This is a genomic window from Tunicatimonas pelagia, assembly GCF_030506325.1.
Lineage (GTDB): Bacteria > Bacteroidota > Bacteroidia > Cytophagales > Cyclobacteriaceae > Tunicatimonas > Tunicatimonas pelagia.
The window spans coordinates 5627868-5645360 of the sequence record NZ_CP120683.1; the positions used below are offsets into that span (position 1 = coordinate 5627868).

At 45.2% G+C, this 17493-nt stretch carries 16 protein-coding genes; 13 read left to right on the forward strand and 3 right to left on the reverse strand.

Going from position 1 to position 17493, the window contains the following annotated elements; translation table 11 throughout:
- The first annotated feature begins 226 nt into the window (after positions 1-226).
- The 12 genes from P0M28_RS24035 (at position 227) to P0M28_RS24090 (ending at position 13419) form a co-directional block, all read left to right on the forward strand.
- Positions 227-2965, forward strand: coding sequence for a c-type cytochrome (locus P0M28_RS24035; protein WP_302205762.1), 2739 nt, complete (start codon positions 227-229; stop codon positions 2963-2965).
- Between the two features lie 51 nt (positions 2966-3016).
- Complete coding sequence (locus P0M28_RS24040) at positions 3017-3808, forward strand: 3-keto-disaccharide hydrolase (protein WP_302205764.1); 792 nt, start codon at positions 3017-3019, stop codon at positions 3806-3808.
- Between the two features lie 96 nt (positions 3809-3904).
- The gene (locus P0M28_RS24045; protein ID WP_302205766.1) at positions 3905-4762 is read left to right on the forward strand and encodes a sugar phosphate isomerase/epimerase family protein; all 858 of its coding nucleotides are present in this window, start codon (positions 3905-3907) and stop codon (positions 4760-4762) included.
- Positions 4762-5832 carry an aldose 1-epimerase family protein gene (locus tag P0M28_RS24050; protein ID WP_302210935.1) on the forward strand — a complete coding sequence of 357 codons (1071 nt, stop codon included), beginning with the start codon at positions 4762-4764 and terminating at the stop codon, positions 5830-5832. The genes P0M28_RS24045 and P0M28_RS24050 overlap by 1 nt, the downstream gene beginning before the upstream one ends.
- A 105-nt stretch (positions 5833-5937) precedes the next feature.
- Positions 5938-7161 carry a class I mannose-6-phosphate isomerase gene (locus tag P0M28_RS24055; protein ID WP_302205767.1) on the forward strand — a complete coding sequence of 408 codons (1224 nt, stop codon included), beginning with the start codon at positions 5938-5940 and terminating at the stop codon, positions 7159-7161.
- 38 nt (positions 7162-7199) lie between these two features.
- The gene (locus tag P0M28_RS24060) at positions 7200-7535 is read left to right on the forward strand and encodes a DUF6883 domain-containing protein (protein ID WP_302205768.1); all 336 of its coding nucleotides are present in this window, start codon (positions 7200-7202) and stop codon (positions 7533-7535) included.
- Positions 7536-7537: 2 nt separating this feature from the next.
- Complete coding sequence (locus P0M28_RS24065; protein WP_302205770.1) at positions 7538-7774, forward strand: DUF4926 domain-containing protein; 237 nt, start codon at positions 7538-7540, stop codon at positions 7772-7774.
- A gap of 34 nt (positions 7775-7808) precedes the next feature.
- Positions 7809-8837, forward strand: coding sequence for a sugar phosphate isomerase/epimerase family protein (locus tag P0M28_RS24070; RefSeq protein WP_302205771.1), 1029 nt, complete (start codon positions 7809-7811; stop codon positions 8835-8837).
- A 204-nt stretch (positions 8838-9041) separates the two neighbouring features.
- Positions 9042-10205 carry a Gfo/Idh/MocA family protein gene (locus P0M28_RS24075; protein WP_302210936.1) on the forward strand — a complete coding sequence of 388 codons (1164 nt, stop codon included), beginning with the start codon at positions 9042-9044 and terminating at the stop codon, positions 10203-10205.
- Positions 10206-10520: 315 nt separating this feature from the next.
- Positions 10521-11147 (forward strand): hypothetical protein, encoded by a 627-nt coding sequence (locus P0M28_RS24080; RefSeq protein WP_302205772.1) that lies wholly within the window; start codon positions 10521-10523, stop codon positions 11145-11147.
- Between the two features lie 6 nt (positions 11148-11153).
- On the forward strand, positions 11154-12212 hold the full coding sequence (locus tag P0M28_RS24085; RefSeq protein ID WP_302205774.1) for an ImmA/IrrE family metallo-endopeptidase: 1059 nt from the start codon (positions 11154-11156) through the stop codon (positions 12210-12212).
- A 361-nt stretch (positions 12213-12573) separates the two neighbouring features.
- Positions 12574-13419: a universal stress protein gene (locus tag P0M28_RS24090; RefSeq protein WP_302205775.1), complete on the forward strand. Its 846-nt coding sequence runs from the start codon at positions 12574-12576 to the stop codon at positions 13417-13419.
- 211 nt (positions 13420-13630) lie between these two features.
- Here P0M28_RS24090 and P0M28_RS24095 read toward each other — a convergent pair whose 3' ends face one another.
- On the reverse strand, positions 13631-14962 hold the full coding sequence (locus P0M28_RS24095; protein WP_302205777.1) for an MBL fold metallo-hydrolase: 1332 nt from the start codon (positions 14960-14962) through the stop codon (positions 13631-13633).
- Between the two features lie 12 nt (positions 14963-14974).
- Positions 14975-15784, reverse strand: a complete 810-nt coding sequence (locus tag P0M28_RS24100) for a sulfite exporter TauE/SafE family protein (protein WP_302205778.1) — start codon at positions 15782-15784, stop codon at positions 14975-14977.
- A 360-nt stretch (positions 15785-16144) separates the two neighbouring features.
- Between P0M28_RS24100 and P0M28_RS24105 the strand changes: the two genes are divergently transcribed.
- Positions 16145-16495, forward strand: coding sequence for a hypothetical protein (locus P0M28_RS24105; RefSeq protein ID WP_302205779.1), 351 nt, complete (start codon positions 16145-16147; stop codon positions 16493-16495).
- A 39-nt stretch (positions 16496-16534) separates the two neighbouring features.
- On the opposite strand, the gene P0M28_RS24110 is transcribed toward P0M28_RS24105, so the two are convergent.
- On the reverse strand, positions 16535-17476 hold the full coding sequence (locus P0M28_RS24110) for an amidohydrolase family protein (protein ID WP_302205780.1): 942 nt from the start codon (positions 17474-17476) through the stop codon (positions 16535-16537).
- Between the last annotated feature and the right edge of the window lie 17 nt (positions 17477-17493).

Consider the following 17493-nt stretch of genomic DNA (forward strand, 5'->3'; position numbering starts at 1 on the left):
TTATTCTGACAATTATTTACCCCGAGGCTCGTGACGTTACGAACCTTAGAAGTTTATCAGAATACCCTCTATTGCTTGAACCATTTATTTTTTAATAAACAGGAGGGTGCAGGATATACTCTTCCACCGGATTGATAAAATTAGTGGTTTTACGAATCTTGTAAACAAAGCGGGCGATTATCAACAAATTCTATTATCTTTTCAGGAAAGATCACTTATACTACTTATGAACCTAAATTATATTATCATCCAACTGTTTTTTCTCAGCTACTTTATACTGAACCCCACGTTTTTGGAAGTACCTGCTAAGAAAAGTGGCGAAGCAGTTGCCGTCCCCAATCCTAAAATTGATAAACTCAAGCTTCAATCTGGCTTTAAAGCCGAGCATTTGTTTAGTCCTTCAGCAAATGACATGGGTTCTTGGGTTTCTATGGCCTTTGATGATAAGGGACGTCTGACCGTTTCCGATCAGTACGGTACACTGTATCGGCTCACTGTTCCTGAAATTGGGGCGGATGACCTAACCCCTGAGATAGAAAAGATTCGCATTGAATCAGACGATCCGGTAGCCGATTCGGTGGTGCAGATGGGCTACGCGCAGGGCTTGCTGTATGCTTTCAATAGTTTGTACGTGATGGTTAATCATCGTCTAAAAGAAAACGACGAAGACCAGGATTTTAATAAAGGAAGTGGCTTGTACCGCTTGCAGGATACTAATGGTGATGATGAGTTTGACCAAGTAACTTTGCTAAAATCGTTGGAAGGCTCAGGTGAGCACGGGCCCCACAGCATTATTCCCTCGCCCGATGGAGAGTCGCTCTACGTAATTGCCGGAAATCATACTGACTTACCGGAGATGGATCACTATCGGCTACCCAAAGTGTGGGAATACGATAATTTATTTCCGCAGATTAAAGACCCCCGGGGCCATGCCAACGACCGCACGGCTCCTGGTGGGTGGATTGCTAAGACTGATCCGACCGGTGAGCGTTGGGAGCTAGTTGGTGCCGGATTTCGTAACCCTTTCGATATTGCCTTCAACGATGCCGGGGATATGTTTACCTACGACTCTGATATGGAGTGGGACTTAGGAATGCCCTGGTACCGACCGACCCGTATTTGCCACGTAACCAGTGGTAGCGAGTTCGGCTGGCGCACCGGCAACGGCAAATGGTCGCCCGCGTACCCTGATAATCTGCCGCCCGTACTAAACATTGGTCAGGGTTCGCCTACCGGAGTTATCTACGGACAGGGAGCGGCCTTCCCTCAGAAATACCAGAAAGCTTTATACGCCTTTGATTGGAGTTTCGGGATTATTTACGCCATTCATCTAACTCCCGAAGGTAGCACCTACCGGGGCGAGCGGGAAGAGTTTGTGTCGGGTATGCCCCTACCGCTTACCGACGGAGTAATTGGGCCTGACGGAGCAATGTACTTTATGACCGGAGGGCGTCGCCTGGATTCTGATTTGTACCGCGTATACTACGATGGTGAAGTAGCCGAAAACAATAATACGGTGGCGGAGGTAAATGAAGCCAATCAGTTAAGAAAGCAACTGGAAGAATATCATAAAGAAGGTGCCACGGGTGGGGTAGAAGCTGCTTGGCCGAACCTGAATCACGTGGATCGGTTCGTGCGCTACGCGGCTCGTATTGCAGTGGAACAACAACCGGTGACCGAGTGGCAAGAAAAAGTAATGAGCGAAGATGATCCGGTAACGCTTACGCAAGGTATGATTGCTCTAGCCCGTCACGGCGAGTCGTCGCCCGGCGAGCCGTCGCTGAAAGATAAAATGCTGGGTAAATTGACTAAAGTAGATTACAACGAACTGGAAGATCAGCAGCAAGCAGATTTACTGCGGGCGTTTGAACTTACGCTGGTTCGTATGGGTGAGCCTAGTACTGATACTAAACAGACGGTGGTTGACTACCTGAGTGACCAGTATCCGGCTGACAATGAAATTATCAATGCTTCACTAAGCAAACTGCTGGTACATTTAGATGCATCAGAAGTGATTGAAACTACCTTGACTTTGCTGAGCGGCAATCCGCTAGAGGAAGAAAAAAGCCAAGCACCAGCTCAGGCCGAATTGGCTACGGAAAGTTCCGATCTGATTTTACGGAATCCGCAATACGGGCTAGATATTGCCCGGATGTTGAAAGACATTCCCCCGGCGCAGCAAACCTACTACGCTACCGTACTTAGCGAACAAGAGTCGGGCTGGACTCCCGAGCAGCGGGAGCGGTACTTCCAATGGTTCTACCAAGCCTTTGATTTTGAGGCGGGCAACAGCTACATCGGTTTTATTGATAAAGCCCGTAAAGAAGCTCTTACTCATGTGCCCGAAGATAAATTTGAGTACTATAATAACTTATCCGGCGATTCGCTGCTTGCCAACAACGGTCGGGATTTGGCGAACGTACCGCGTCCCAAAGGACCTCGCCGGGATTGGAAAATAGATGAAGCCGTGGCTACGTTAGATACGCTGGGTTTGAAAAATGCTGATTTTGAAGTAGGGGCCAATATGTACGTCGCTACGCGCTGTCAGACTTGCCACAGTATGCGGGGCGAGGGCGGTATCATCGGTCCGGATTTAACCCGCTTGGGTACCCGTTTTTCTACTAAAGATATGATTGAAGCCATTATTGAGCCGAACCAAGCAGTTTCCGATCAGTACGCTTCTACGGTCTTGTATCTGAAAAACGGAAAGTCATTAGTAGGACGGCTCACCGATCAAGATGAAGAAAATTATTATTTATCACAGAATCCATTTGCCCCGGATTACATTCGGGAAGTGCCTAAAGCTGAGGTTGAGGAAACTAAACTATCTACGGTGTCGGTCATGCCCCCCAACCTCATTAAGCCGCTTAACAAAGACGAGTTGAAAGACTTAATTGCCTACTTAATGGCGGGTGGCGACCCTGAGCATGAGATTTATCAGGAAGAGAGTGCTGCTGGCAAATAGCTTTGGACTCTTCTACTGTCTGATTTAGAAATATATACGAAACCACACCCTATGCTAAACCGACTTTTTATTGTACCACTATTTCTCGTGGTTTCCTTATCAGCTAGTTGCCAGACCGTTTCTCAGAACACCGACGAAGAAACCTCACCACCGCCTGAATTGGAAGAGGGTTTTCGGTCAATTTTTGACGGTGAAACTTTAGACGGTTGGGAAGGGGACTCTACCTACTGGCGAGTAGAGAACGGTAGCTTGGTGGGAGAGATTACTCCGGAAACACGTGTAGAAAGTAATTCATTTATCATTTGGCAGGGCGGTACACCCGCCAATTTTGAGCTTAAAACCGAGTTTCGGATTACCGAGAATGGCAACAGTGGTATCAATTATCGCAGTGAACGGATTGATACTATTCCCTACGCTTTGCGGGGTTATCAAGCCGATATCGACGGAAAAAATCGCTATACAGGTCAGAACTACGAAGAGAAAAAGCGGACTACTTTAGCCTACCGAGGCGAGCAGACAACTATTACGAGCCAGGAGAATCCGGCGGAACCCGGTTCTTTACGGGCTAACGTAAAACGAAATGCCTGGGCGCATCGGAACGTTACCGCGTCATTAGGGGAATCAGATTCGCTGAAAACCAATATAAAACAGGGAGACTGGAATGAGATGCACCTTATCGTAAACGGAAATCGCCTTCAACACTACGTGAATGGAGTGTTGATGAGTGATGTTACCGACGACGATACCGTAAACCGAAGTATGCAAGGTCAGCTCGGAGTACAAGTACACGTAGGACCGCCTATGCAAGTAGAGTACCGTAATATTCGCCTAAAACAACTTTAACTTAACTAATGATTGATGAGTAATGACTGATGAATAATAAACTCCTCAACTTACATTCATCATTACTCATCAATCACTAATCATTAAAAAACGCAAATGAATAAAATCGGATTTAATGTGCTGGCTTGGTCAGCCGTAGTTTCAGAAGAACTATTGCCCATTCTTGACCGGCTAAAGAAAATTGGCTACGATGGAGTGGAATTTTTTGTCGGGGCCGAAGAGGCAGCCATCTACAAAAGAATGGGGGATCATTGCCAAAGTATTGGCTTAGAGGTGACTAACGTTTTTACACTGTCGGCAGAAGAAAATCTTATTGATGAATCAGAGAGCGTGAGAAAAAACGGGTTAGATCGGATTAAGTGGGCGATTGATCGTTGCCACGACATGAACGCTAAGGTGCTGTGTGGCCCTTATCACTCTGCTTTTGCTACCTTTGCTGGGCACGCGCCTACTGAAGATGAATACAACCGAAGTGCCGAAATTCTAAACGCTGCCGGTGACCACGCGGCTCAGGCAGATGTGGTAATGACCATAGAAGCACTCAACCGTTTCGAGTGTTACCTCTGCAATACAATGGATCAGCTATTACATTTAGTTGAAAAGGCCGATCATCCGCAGGTGAAAGCCATGTACGATACTCATCACGCCAACATTGAAGAGAAAAAAGTAGGCGAGGCCATGAAAACCATCGCCCCGCATCTGCGGCATTTTCACATTAGCGAAAACGATCGGGGTACGCCGGGGGCCGGACATGTGCATTGGGACGAAACCTTCGCTACCCTATCCGAAATCAATTACCAGGGTTGGTACACCATTGAAGGGTTTACCCGTAACGATCCTGATTTTGCTAACGCTATTAACGTATGGCGAGAGTTTGCTCAGCCCTGGGACATGGCCGAACAAGGATTGAAGTTTATCCGGGAAATGGTAAAAAAGCACGCTGGTTCGTCCTGATGGAAGAAAAAACTTCCATAGCACCCTGGGCTGGCAAATTATCTAATCCGGCGCAACTCGGCGGCATTGAAACCTCCGTGTTAGATAATGGTCAGGGGCGAGGAACCCGCATCGCGTGGATCAATACGGGAACTGGATTACGCTACAAAGTGGTGCTGGATCGGGCAATGGATATTGCTGATGCCTTTTTTCAGCAGCACAGTCTGGCTTGGCTCAGTCACGGGGGAATCACTCCTCCTCAAGCTTCCGCTAATCAGGGAATAAACTGGCTAAGAAACTTTGGTGGCGGACTGCTTACTACCTGCGGCCTAACCCACGTAGGTGGCCCGGAAAAAGACGAACGTGGTGAGCGAGGATTACACGGCAGAATCAGCAATACCCCCGCGGAAATAGAATCTATCATCCAGCCAGACATTGCGACTGGCAAAATGAATATGAGTATTAGCGGACGAATCAGGGAAACCACTGTGTTTGGGCCATCGCTGGAGCTGTACCGAACGATCTCTAGTACAATCGGAAGTTCTATAATTCGTATTGAGGATGAGGTAATCAACCGAGGAAATACTTCGGCACCGCATATGTTGCTGTACCACTGCAACTTTGGTTGGCCATTGGTAGATGAAGGTGCTAAATTAGTTTGGCGCGGTGACTGGCAGACCCCGAGCGGAGAACCGGGGCGTATCTTCCGTCAGGATAATGATTTTTGTCAGTGCCCTGCGCCGCTTGGTGAACATAACGGTACGGGTGAAGATGTAGCCTTTATTAATATTCAAGCTGATGAAAACGGAACATGTACCTGTGGTATTCACAATCCAAAGTTAAATCTAGCAGTGGTCTTACGGTTTCCGAAACAGCAATTGCCCTGGCTTACCAATTGGCAACACTGGGGGAAAGGGGAGTACGTCACCGGACTAGAACCGGGCACGAATCCACCCATTGGTCAGGCGCAAGCCCGAGCCAACAATACCCTGATTCAACTAGAGCCCGACGAAAGCCGGAAATATTCGCTAGAAATAGAAGTGCTGACCGAGCCATCTGGCATTAATCATTTTTTAGATAACCACCTATGAGATGTGAAATACGAGATATGAAATGCGAAATTTAGACGCTTAATTTTCTAACCTTCCTATAACTATCAATTATCACTTGTCAACTTTCAACTAGAACCATAACCTATGAAAATGCTTACCGACATAAATGTTATGCAAGATGCCTTAGACCAAGGAAAAGGTATTTTGCGACTAACTCCTACCTGGGTACCTCGCTCCTTCTGCGTGCCTGGTCGCCGTATCAAACTACATCCCGACGACTATTACGTACTGGGTGGTGAACGAGGTGGTATTGACGAACGCTGGTTTTCATCCACTACTCCCGCCAAAAATGGCCCACTTACTGGCGAGCACGAAGGTCTAAGTGCGGTAGTATTTACCGACGGGAATCAGGAAAAGCAGTTTTTGCTACGCGATGCGGTAGAAGAATTAAAGGGCGGATTGATTGGCGATCGCCTCTGGAATGAATATCAAAGCTGGCCGATGTATTCTAAATTCTTCGATAACATGGGACCGCTACCGCACCACATTCATCATAACGATGAGCACGCGGCTAAGATTGGGCAAAAGGGTAAACCCGAAGCTTACTACTTCCCACCGCAGGTAAATAATCACGGCGGAGATTTTCCGTATACCTTCTTCGGCATTACGCCCGGTACTACCAAAGAACAGATTCTGGAGTGCCTGAAAAATTTCACGAAGGGAGATAATAAAATCACTAACTATTCTTCGGCCTTTCGACTAGAGCCCGGTACCGGTTGGGATGTGCCTCCCGGAATGTTACACGCGCCGGGTAGCATGTGTACCTACGAACCCCAAAAAGCGTCGGATGTATTCGCCATGTATCAGTCACTAGTGAACGAGGCTATTATTCCCGAAGAGCTACTGTGGAACGGTACCCCCGAAGATCGGATGGGCGACTATAACCAGTTGATGGAAGTAATTGACTGGGAGCTAAACACCAATCCAAACCTGCTAGAAACTCGCTTTATGGCTCCGATAGCGATAAACCCGGAAGCGTCTGAGGGCTATGAAGAAAAATGGATTTGCTACCGATCCCACGATTTTAGCGCGAAAGAACTAACCGTGGCGCCGGGTCAGACCGTTACTATTAAAGATAGTGCTGCCTACGGTATGATTATGATGCAAGGGCACGGCACTATGGGTGATTGGAACGTTGAAACTCCCACTATGATCCGCTACGGCCAACTAACCCAAGATGAATACTTCGTTAGCGAAGCGGCGGCTAAAGAGGGAGTGAAGATTACCAACCAGTCGGCTACCGATCCCATTGTAATGCTCAAGCACTTCGGACCCAAAAACCCTGATCTTCCGGCGGATATTATGTGAGATAAGTCCTCTGATCGCGCTATTTAAGGAGAAGGCTAATGAGTCTACTACCAAATTATGAGGAAGCTTTCATCGCAATAGAAAAGTTAGCGGATTATTGTCTAAACTCTTTCCATCCGGTGGGTAAGGATAAAGCCAGAGTATTCAAATCAGTGTTAGGTTTGACTCGCCAAGATGCAAATCTGTTGAAAGAAGCTATATTAGAGACTTTGCCGAAACACGAAGCTTCGTTTGTGCGAGAAGATCAATACGGTAAAAGGTACACTGTAGATATAAAAATTCGTAATTTAGATAAAGAAGCAATTGTAAGAACTGGATGGATCATTAAGAAAGACGAGGGCTTTCCAAAGTTAACGTCTTGCTACGTGAAGTAATTATGAAAAAGAACCGTATTGATAAATCGCCCTTGAAGTTACTAGATGTAGTAGCTCTGTTGAAAGACATACCTGAGGAAAAATTAGTGAAAGGACAAGTAGGGACAGTGGTAGAAGAATTGGACGAAGCAGTTTACGAAATTGAGTTTGCCAATAAACAAGGAGAAACGTTAGTAAATTTAGCATTAAGTAGCGAAGATCTGATGCTTTTACATTTTGAGACCGAAATAATCACATAAACTATTTTTTTTACCAACAAAACAACCTGACGTTATGAGTGACCATACGTATCCTAAATTACACAACGCCACCTGGCCCGGCATTGTCGGTAAAGGCCCCGATTCTCAACCCGTTATTCCCTTCGATAAGATGTTGGAGATGACCGCTGCGGCGGAAGTAGACGGAGTGAAGTTCGATGGAGTAGATCTCGGCCTGCTTGATCCGCATATTGATATCAACAGTTCCGATGATGAAATCAAAAAGCTAGCGGATAAAATTGCCGGGCACAATCTAAACGTCGGTAGCTTGGTAGCTCCGGTATGGGGCGGACCAGTGCTGGGTAGCGACGATGACCGTAAGACCTTCGTAGAAATGGTACGAAAGGCCTGCCATTTCGGAAAAGTACTGCGTGAACACGGCGTTCGTTCTTACGGAGTTATTCGTATTGATACTGCCTCTAGTCCCGAGCAGTGGTCTCAAGACATTGAGGGTAGCAATAAGCTTATTGTAAAAACTTTCCAGGAAGCTTGTGATGTAGCCGCTGACTACAACGAAAAACTCGCCGCCGAAGGCGAAATCTGCTGGGGCGGTATGCATAGTTGGCGAACGATGGTGGACACGCTGGAAACCGTTGATCGACCTAATATTGGTTTCCAAGCCGATATGTCGCACACATTGCTCTATCTACTTGGTTACAACCGCCCCGAAGACCGTATCCTGCCCCAGGATTTTGATTGGAACGACCGCGAGACGTTGGAAGCCGGACTGAAGAAAGTTACTGAAGCTTTACGCCCTTGGACAATTGATTTTCACGTAGCCCAAAACGACGGAACTGTACACGGAACCGGCTCCCACGATAAAACCGGTCGTCACTGTTTGGCAACTGATCCCAACGGAAAACTAGATGTAGCCCATGATGCTGGTTACTGGCTGCGCGATGAAAACGGTAATTCTACCAAAGCCTTTAAGCATATCTGCTGGGATGGCTGTATGTTCGATAACGATGTGATGGAAAAGCAGCAAACCTGGAATGACATCCTAGCCCTCATGGTAAAAGTGCGCAATGAGCACGGCTGGGATTGACAATTACCAGTGAACAGTTAGCAATGTACAATGAAGTAGAAGAACTGAGGGGGATAAGAGCGGAAGAAAGTGGGAATCGAAGGAATGAGTAAACGGTTACCGATAGTCCATTGAGTTCTTTAAATCCTCTGAACTGCAATCCTTCAAATATTTAGTTCTTGTTCCCTTCAGTTCTTCAATCATTCAACTCTTCAACAATTAACAATCATGGATAAAAAAGAATTAAAAATCGGGCTAATTGGTCGCGGCTTCATGGGAAGAACGCATTCCAATGGATATAATCGAGTGAGTAATTTCTTCCCTGACCTACAGTACCAACCGGTGCTTACAGCGGTTTGCTCTCGTAGTGAAGATAAAGTAAAAGCCTTTGCCGAGCAGTGGGGCTACGAATCCTACGAAACCAACTGGCGCGACCTTATTGCCCGCGACGATATTGATGCGGTAGATATCTGCACGCCTAACGATACCCACGCCGAAATTGCCATTGCCGCCGCGGAAGCGGGTAAGATGATTCTCTGCGAGAAACCTTTAGCCCGCACGCTGGAAGAATCGCAGAAAATGGTAGATGCAGTAGAGAAAGCCGGAGTAGCCACCACTGTCTGGTACAACTATCGCCGCCTTCCGGCTGTCACCTTGGCGAAACAGGTAATTGATTCCGGTAAACTAGGTAAGATCTTTCACTACCGAGCCAACTTTTTGCAAGACTGGACCATTAGCCCCGAAGTGCCGCAGGGTGGGGAAGGTACTTGGCGACTGGATGTAGAAGCGGCTGGCTCAGGTGTTACCGGAGATTTATTAGCTCACTGTATTGATACTGCCATGTGGCTAAACGGTGGAATTGAAGACGTCTCGGCGGTGACGGAAACCTTTGTAAAGGAGCGGGTACACGCCGGAAGTGGCGAGAAGCAAAAGGTAGGTATTGACGATGCCTGTATTTTTCACTGCCACTTTGCCAACGGTTCGTTAGGCTTGTTTGAATCTACCCGCTATGCTAGAGGTCATAAAGCACTATACACTTTTGAGATTAACGGCGAACATGCTTCTATCCGCTGGGACTTGCACGACCTGAACCGTCTGGAGTACTTCGACCACGGTGATGAATCTATTGTACGAGGTTGGCGGTCTATTCACGTAACCGATGGTGATCAGCCCTACTTGGACAAGTGGTGGGTACCCGGATTAGGTTTGGGCTACGAGCATTCGTTTGTACACCAAGTGGCTGACTTTCTGAAAAGCCTGGAAAGCGAAGCCGACTGTCACCCTACGTTTAAGGATGCCCTTGAGACCCAAAAAGTGTGCGAAGCGATACTAGATTCAGCGGCTGACCGCAGTTGGAAAGATACCGGGGTAGATTGGGCTGAGAAATAGGCAGTTGTAAAGATAGCGATTGATACGGGTGAGGTATATCTACTTCGCCCGTTTTTATTAGCAGTAAATTCAACTTTATAGCCCTCTTCTTTATGATGGTTTTGCAATAGATAAAGTTTGCATAATCCTAAGAATTGCTCCCTGAAGTTTTGATAAGTCCTCTTATGTTAATAGAATTTACTAGAGAAAAGGCGATAGCTTTAATCTTTAATTAACCAAAGTACACATGTCAGTATGAAAAAATAATTTTGTAATAGTTTAGTAATTATATTGGAATAATTTACTTACATTTGTTGCAAGCCAAACAAACAGGTTATGCACTGGATACAAATACCACTTTTTAAACAAAAGAGCGACTTCGATCATAAAGACTTTGAGTGTTCTACAAATCAAGAAGTTTTTAAACTAATCGCGCAAAGTTGTGTGTATGCGTTTGATGAGTTTGCAACGAATATTAAACCGTACTACGATAGAACTACCCGTTCCAATATGCTCAACAATTCTATTGTCGCTGCAATTCAGGAACGATGTAGAAACAATCATTGGATTTTCCATGAAGGCTTGAATGGAAATAAGCGCAGTTATGCTATACTTAGTGATAAATACATACTCTTTTTTAAAAAAGATCCTGTATCTAACATAAAGACTAAGCAAGACGATATTATTAAACAGCAGGGTCTCGATAAGCACGTGTTATTTCTAGTCTATCACGTCGATGAATTTTGGAATTCTTTGCAAAGAATTGAGTTTCAGTATCTCATATCATCGGACACTGTTGTATATGCATACGACATAACTCATTTAGCTACTGAAGAAACAGTATCAATACGTCACGAGGAAGAAATAGTCAACCCTATCGTGGGCATAAACGAATCCGAAGTAGTTAAACCCAGAGTAAGAGTCAAACCAGATAGAGTATCTAAAAAGAAAATAGGAGAATAAAAATTTATGCTAGACAATATAAATCCTCATATGATTACATTGGGAAGAGAATCTAGAGGTATGTCTCAGTCAGTATTAGCCAAGAAAATTGGTGTATCTCAAGGAAAGCTTTCAAAAGCTGAAAAAGGCGAGCAATCTCTTCCTGACAGTGCATTTAAAAAACTTACACGAGTACTGGCATACCCAGACAGCTTTTTTTTTACAAAAACTCCCACTGCTCCTGTAAGTCATTATTACTATAGGAAGAAAGTAACTATTCCACAAAAGACCATTGCTCAGATAGAGGCAATAGCGAAGATCTTCAGACAGAATATCGATTCATTAGCTGAAGCGGTAGAGTTACCCGAAACTACTCTAATCTCTTTTAATCCAGATGAAGAAACCCCAGAAGAAATTGCACGCAAGACTAGGTACTTTTTTAAGATACCAAGGGGGCCTGTACCAAACTTAGTGAACTTGCTTGAAAACAAAGGCATACTCGTTGTTAAAACTGATTTGTTCACAGAAAAAATAGATGGATTGTCTACGATTAGCGATAAAGGAATACACATAATATTCTTAAATGAGAGAATGTCTCACGATAGGCAAAGATTTTCCTTATCACACGAACTAGGTCATATGCTGATGCATTTTGACATACCAAATATTAGTGAGGATGTTGAGGATGAAGCAAACAGATTTGCTTCAGAATTCTTGATGCCCCGAGATGAAATAATTAACTCATTACGTTCGCTGAACTTCCCAAAACTGGGAGAGCTAAAGCGATATTGGAAAGTATCAATGAGAGCACTAGTCCAACGAGCTAAGCAGTTAGGAACAATAAACAGTAATGAATACAGAAACCTTCAAATAGGGTTTTCTAAAAGAGGAATGACAAAATCAGAAGCTATTCAATTGCCGGAAGAAAAGGCATTCATTTTGGATGAGGTAGTGAAACTTCATTTGAATGAATTAGACTATTCTGTAGAAGAACTAGCAAACATTCTTGGTTTAAATACTGATGAGTTCAAAAGTAGGTTTACATATAGTCAGCGACCTAAGCTGAAGATTGCAAGAATGATATAGGAAAAATTGCTATTCAAACAGAAACTTATTTTTATTTAGTAAACAGATATGAATGTTTGGCCATTTTACATTTCTTAAACGACCCTTCGCAAGTTGTAAAAACGTATGGGGCTTGTAGCTTGATTGACTTTGAGCACTTTAGATATTGTACTTATATTCACTGGTTTAACGTATATCTCCCTTCTACTCTATAAATTTACCCAATCTTTTAGAGCAAGACCGAAGCAAAAGCCACACACGCTTCTCGTTTACCATTTCTTCAGTAAAATAGTGGGCTTAAGTCATAGTTTGAGCTGACAGAAATCATTGCTTCTGGGGTGGTACCGACTAATTTACGGTTAATCAATAACCCAAATTAGCCATGAAAATATTAGTGCCGATAGATTTCTCAGCCGATGCTACCCGGGCACTGCGCTACGCCGCTGCTTTAGCCCAGTTGGTAGAAAGTGCCCCATCTAACATTAAATTCTCTTCTCCCGAACTCATAATATTGCATGTGTTTCAGGCTCCTACTGGGAAAGAAGTTAGCTTCTTTGCTACCTCACCCATAATTGAGCGGTTTGAGGAAGAAACCAAGAAACAGCTTATCAAGCTCATGAGTACTATGCCTGAAGTTCAGTCGGTGGCTCACCGCTTGATAACTAAATTATCCATGCCCCTGGAGGGTATCTGTGATACCATTGAGGATGAAAAAGTAGACCTGGTAGTAATGGGCGGTCGGGGCGTAAACGCTTCGGCCAACTGGTTAGGAAGCACCACTTTGCAAGTAATGCGTAATGCGCCTTGTCCGGTACTGGCGGTGCCCTACACTACTTCGGAGTTTCATCCCCAGCGCATAGCTTTCGCTACCGACCTGGAAGCTACTCAGCCATCTCCATCGCTTATATTGTTTAAGCAATTGTTGCAGTTGTGGCAGGCCAAGGTACAGGTGATTCACGTTCACCCTCATCCGGCTACCGTTTCAGCAAAACAGGCGCAAGAGGCGTTGCAACTCAGTCACCTTTTGAAAGATGTACCCCACAGCTATCATTTTGTGGAAGATAAAGCTCCGGCCCGAGGCATTGAGCAGTATTTGCAAGAACACCCAGCAGATTTACTGGTGGTAATTCCTCGCCACTATGCGGCCTTAGAGAGTCTGTTTCATAAAAGTGTTAGCAAAAAGCTAGTGATTAGCTCATCTGTGCCGATTTTATCGGTGCATGAGTAGTGGGAGACCGGAGACCGGAGACCGGAGACCGGAGACCGGAGACCGGAGACCGGAGACCGGAGACCGGAATTTATTTTTGATACGTCACTTTTCCAAACTTGAACCTCGTAATTAAGTGACCAGTGAAACTAGTGACGGTAGTCTGTGAATCACTAGCAATTGAGCAATTGCACCCTCTAAATTCTTACATGCCAAACCAGTAATTGATGAGCTAAAACTCCTTTACCGCTTCGCTTAGGTCGTAAATCTTAGCATCAGGAAATTTAGCTTCCAGAATACTGGCTCCGGCAGCCGAGCGATACCCTCCGGCACAGTGAACGACTATCGGCTGGCTGGTATCAATCTCATTGACCCTGTTTGACAACTCGGGTAGGGGAATAGAGGTTGCTTGGGGGAAAATGGTATTTCCTGCTACTTCAGAGGTATTACGAATATCTACAATGGTGTATTCTTCCGGGTGCGCTTTAAAGTGCGCTACATCTAACGCAGGGCTAGTCTGAGGCAGTAGTTCTTCAGCGATAATCACCCCTTTCACATAAGCTTCATAGCCAATTTTGGCCGCCCGGCGTAGGGTACGCTCGAGTTGCTCTTCATTATCTACTACCAAATAGAACGGAGTTTCGGGAGAGATAAGCGTGCCTAGCCAAGTCTCAAATTTTCCCTCTTCCTGAATATTGATAGCTTCTGGCAAATGTCCTCGCTTAAACTTTTCTTGGCTACGAACATCCACTACGGGAGCGTCGGCAGCTAAACTGCTGTCGGGGGTAAGTAGTGGTATTTTCGCTAGGCTCTCTTTAAAGGAAGTAGCTCCTTCCCGGTTTACTTCTACCGCGTAGGGGAAATACTGGGGTACAAAGGGCTGGTCAGCCAGTAACGCTTCTACAAAACGATTTTTATCATCAATCTTAAACGCCCAGTTTTGCTGTTTCTCCTGCCCAATAGTACTAAACATTTCTGGTCCCATATTTTTACCACAGAGCGATCCGGCACCGTGGGCGGGGTACACTATCACATTATCCTCCATAGGTCGAAAAACAGTATTAACAGTATCGTACATTTGCTGAGCCAGTTCTTCCCGCTTGGAGCGAAGGTGCCCCGCCGCTTCCCGTAAATCCGGTCGACCAACATCACCAACAAACAGCGAGTCGCCGGTGTACACTGAATGCGGTTTTCCGGTTTCATCGAGCAATAAGTAGGTGTTATGGTCGGGAGAGTGGCCAGGAGTGAATAGTGCTTGTATGCTTACTCGCCCAATTTGCACCTGCTCACCATCGTCCAGGGTCTGGTGGGGGTAGTCGGCTCCCATTTTAGAATTAATGTAGATAGTGGCTCCTTGTTTCTGGTAAAACTCCAAGTGGCTGCTTACAAAATCGGCGTGCGGATGGGTTTCAAAAACTGCGACAATAGTGGCCTTATGCTCCTGAGCGAAGTCTAAATACGGTTGTGGGTCGCGCCCCGGATCAACCAATGCGGCTGCTTGGTCGCTGACAATAATGTAGGAGGCGTGAGCCAGTGCTTGGTCATAAAACTGCTTAACTTCCATAGTATACGATGATTAGGTAATGATTAATTCGTTTACGATAATAAAAACGGACATAGCCAGCACAAACCAGCCAAACCCTATTTTTAAATTTTGAGAGGCGACGAAGCGAGCAACATACGTACCGGCAAAGATACCGATCACGGCAATAGCTGTAAAGCTTAGCAAGAACATCCACTCAATAGGCTGCACCCCAATATCACCCCCGAAGCCAATAAGCGATTTAGCGGCAATAATTAGCAGCGAGGTTCCAATGGCCAGCTTCATGGGTAGCTTAACTAGCAGTACCAAGGCGGGAATAATGAGAAAGCCGCCTCCGGCTCCAACTAAGCCCGTTAGTACTCCCACTACGGTTCCCTCCAGTAAAATCAGTGGGTAATTAAAGCGAAGAGCTTCTTGTTTATTATCTGCCTCCGGTTTCCTGTCGGAGTAAATCATGGAGAAAGAAGCGATTGCCATGAGTATTGCAAAGAATACCATCACAGCAATACTTTTGGTCAGAACAAAGTCGCCCCAATGGGCTATTTCTTCGGGTATGACAGGTACAATCCACCGCCGGGTGACATACACGGCAGTAAGTGATGGGATGGCGAATATCACGGCGGTACGGTAGCTCACTAAACCTTGTTTCATGTAGTTAAGTGAGCCTACCAATGCCGCTACGCCAACAATAAACAGCGAATACGAAGTAGATAGTACCGGGTCAGTTCCTATCAAGTAAACCAAGGCTGGAACTGTTAGAATTGAACCTCCGCCCCCAATTAGCCCTAAACTAAAGCCAATCACGGCTGCCGAAATATATCCAATAAGTTCGATCGTGCTCATGCGGTGATACAGTTGATAAGGAGATTATTGGTTAAAGGGTTACTTAAAATAGCTTTATCATATCCAAATGTACGAAACATATGAAAATATGTTCATGTATTAGAATAAATAAAATCTTACGCTAAGAAAAAGCTAGGTGAAAGATAGGGTAAGTGTTTATATGTATAACTGGCAAATAATCAGTTGCTTACCTAATGTAAGTCATGGAAATTATCAGCTCAAATAAGTTACTTGAGCGTAGAGAAATAAAGAGGATAACGATAAGTTCACAGTCCGCAATCGACAGTTACTTATTTGTAGACTATGAAACGAAAGGGTTGAGGTGAAGGGTCAATTTATCATATACTTAAAGCCATTGTCATGAAGATCATATTATTTTATTGTCTGCTAATTGTATCAGTATTCGTGTATACCCCTCCTACTGCTGCCCAAGATAAATTCGAGAACAGCAGTCTGGTTATTGTAAAGGCCCCGAATCTCACTGGCGACCAATACGGTCAACTCTCGTCAGCTATAGCCCCGGATAACCGATACAGTGTAGAGTATATTTGTTTGCAGTCGGGTATTATTGTACTTCGGTACTATCACAACTTCTCGGCGAAAGGAGATGTGGGTATGGCGATTAAAACCGCGCTACGGCGTCACGGAAAACTTACCAGCTTAGAAGTGATCTACGTAGATATTTCTCGAGAGTCTTCAGTTCAGTGTTAGAGCGTATCTACTTTGAGTACAGTATCGCTTTTATAACGACTAATCTATACGATAGACTTCCCGGGCAGTTTGTGAAAAAATCTGAGTTAATTCCGGCTGACTTAGTTCATTGGTAAGCCCCTCCAGCAATTGCGCCCAAACATTGAAAGTATTAGCCCGGGTAAGTACCGGCCAATCGCTGCCAAACATTATTCGCTTGGTACCGAAGTACTCCAGGGGGGCAAGTATGTAGGGCTTCAGGAAGTCGTTATCGACCTGCTCCGGGTGGCAGCGGGTCAGTAAGCCAGAAAGTTTACAGACCACATTGGGGCGTTCGGCCAATCGCTGTATCCCACTTCTCCAGGTATTTAGCTCACCATTTTTCACATTCGGCAATCCCAGATGATTCAGCACGAAACGTAGGTTCGGATATTGGTCAATTAAGGTAAGATAATCGTCAAAATCAGTAGTGCCAATGTGTACATCCAGGCTTAGATCAAGCTCAGATAGCAGGCGTAATCCATCGCGGTACTGAGCCGAAGCAAGCTGTTCCTGCGTATTTCCCATACTACGAACCCCTTGCACTAAGGGGTAGGCCGCCAGTTCTTCTAGTTCAGTTCGGGCTGACTCACCCTGATCAACCGGAAAATAAGCCACCATACTACCGATCAGATCGTGTTGTTTAGCTAGCTGATGCACCCACTTGACCTCTTCCAGGTATTGCCAGGGTACTCTACCGCTTTCTACAAAAACGATTTTATTAACCTGATAGCCCTGGGTAGCTTGCTGATAATCAGCTAGTAGAAAATCCTGGCTGAGCGATGATTCGTTACTCTCTAACCAAGGGTACTCCAGTCGATCTAACTCCCAGAAGTGTACGTGGGTGTCTACAATAGAAATATCCTTGAGCGTAGAAGATCGAGCTTTCGCTAATTGAGGAGCGACGGCCAATCCCATTCCTACGCTGAGGCTCTTGCGTAAAAATTCTCTTCGTCGAGACATGTAGATGTGTAGCTATA

Bases quoted from the DNA above. Each gene is read 5' to 3' on its own strand.
- P0M28_RS24035 (WP_302205762.1), top strand. From the start codon at position 227: ATGAACCTAAATTATATTATCATCCAACTGTTTTTTCTCAGCTACTTT.
- P0M28_RS24040 (WP_302205764.1), top strand. From the start codon at position 3,017: ATGCTAAACCGACTTTTTATTGTACCACTATTTCTCGTGGTTTCCTTA.
- P0M28_RS24045 (WP_302205766.1), top strand. From the start codon at position 3,905: ATGAATAAAATCGGATTTAATGTGCTGGCTTGGTCAGCCGTAGTTTCA.
- P0M28_RS24050 (WP_302210935.1), top strand. From the start codon at position 4,762: ATGGAAGAAAAAACTTCCATAGCACCCTGGGCTGGCAAATTATCTAAT.
- P0M28_RS24055 (WP_302205767.1), top strand. From the start codon at position 5,938: ATGAAAATGCTTACCGACATAAATGTTATGCAAGATGCCTTAGACCAA.
- P0M28_RS24060 (WP_302205768.1), top strand. From the start codon at position 7,200: ATGAGTCTACTACCAAATTATGAGGAAGCTTTCATCGCAATAGAAAAG.
- P0M28_RS24065 (WP_302205770.1), top strand. From the start codon at position 7,538: ATGAAAAAGAACCGTATTGATAAATCGCCCTTGAAGTTACTAGATGTA.
- P0M28_RS24070 (WP_302205771.1), top strand. From the start codon at position 7,809: ATGAGTGACCATACGTATCCTAAATTACACAACGCCACCTGGCCCGGC.
- P0M28_RS24080 (WP_302205772.1), top strand. From the start codon at position 10,521: ATGCACTGGATACAAATACCACTTTTTAAACAAAAGAGCGACTTCGAT.
- P0M28_RS24085 (WP_302205774.1), top strand. From the start codon at position 11,154: ATGCTAGACAATATAAATCCTCATATGATTACATTGGGAAGAGAATCT.
- P0M28_RS24090 (WP_302205775.1), top strand. From the start codon at position 12,574: ATGAAAATATTAGTGCCGATAGATTTCTCAGCCGATGCTACCCGGGCA.
- P0M28_RS24095 (WP_302205777.1), bottom strand. From the start codon at position 14,962: ATGGAAGTTAAGCAGTTTTATGACCAAGCACTGGCTCACGCCTCCTAC.
- P0M28_RS24100 (WP_302205778.1), bottom strand. From the start codon at position 15,784: ATGAGCACGATCGAACTTATTGGATATATTTCGGCAGCCGTGATTGGC.
- P0M28_RS24105 (WP_302205779.1), top strand. From the start codon at position 16,145: ATGAAGATCATATTATTTTATTGTCTGCTAATTGTATCAGTATTCGTG.
- P0M28_RS24110 (WP_302205780.1), bottom strand. From the start codon at position 17,476: ATGTCTCGACGAAGAGAATTTTTACGCAAGAGCCTCAGCGTAGGAATG.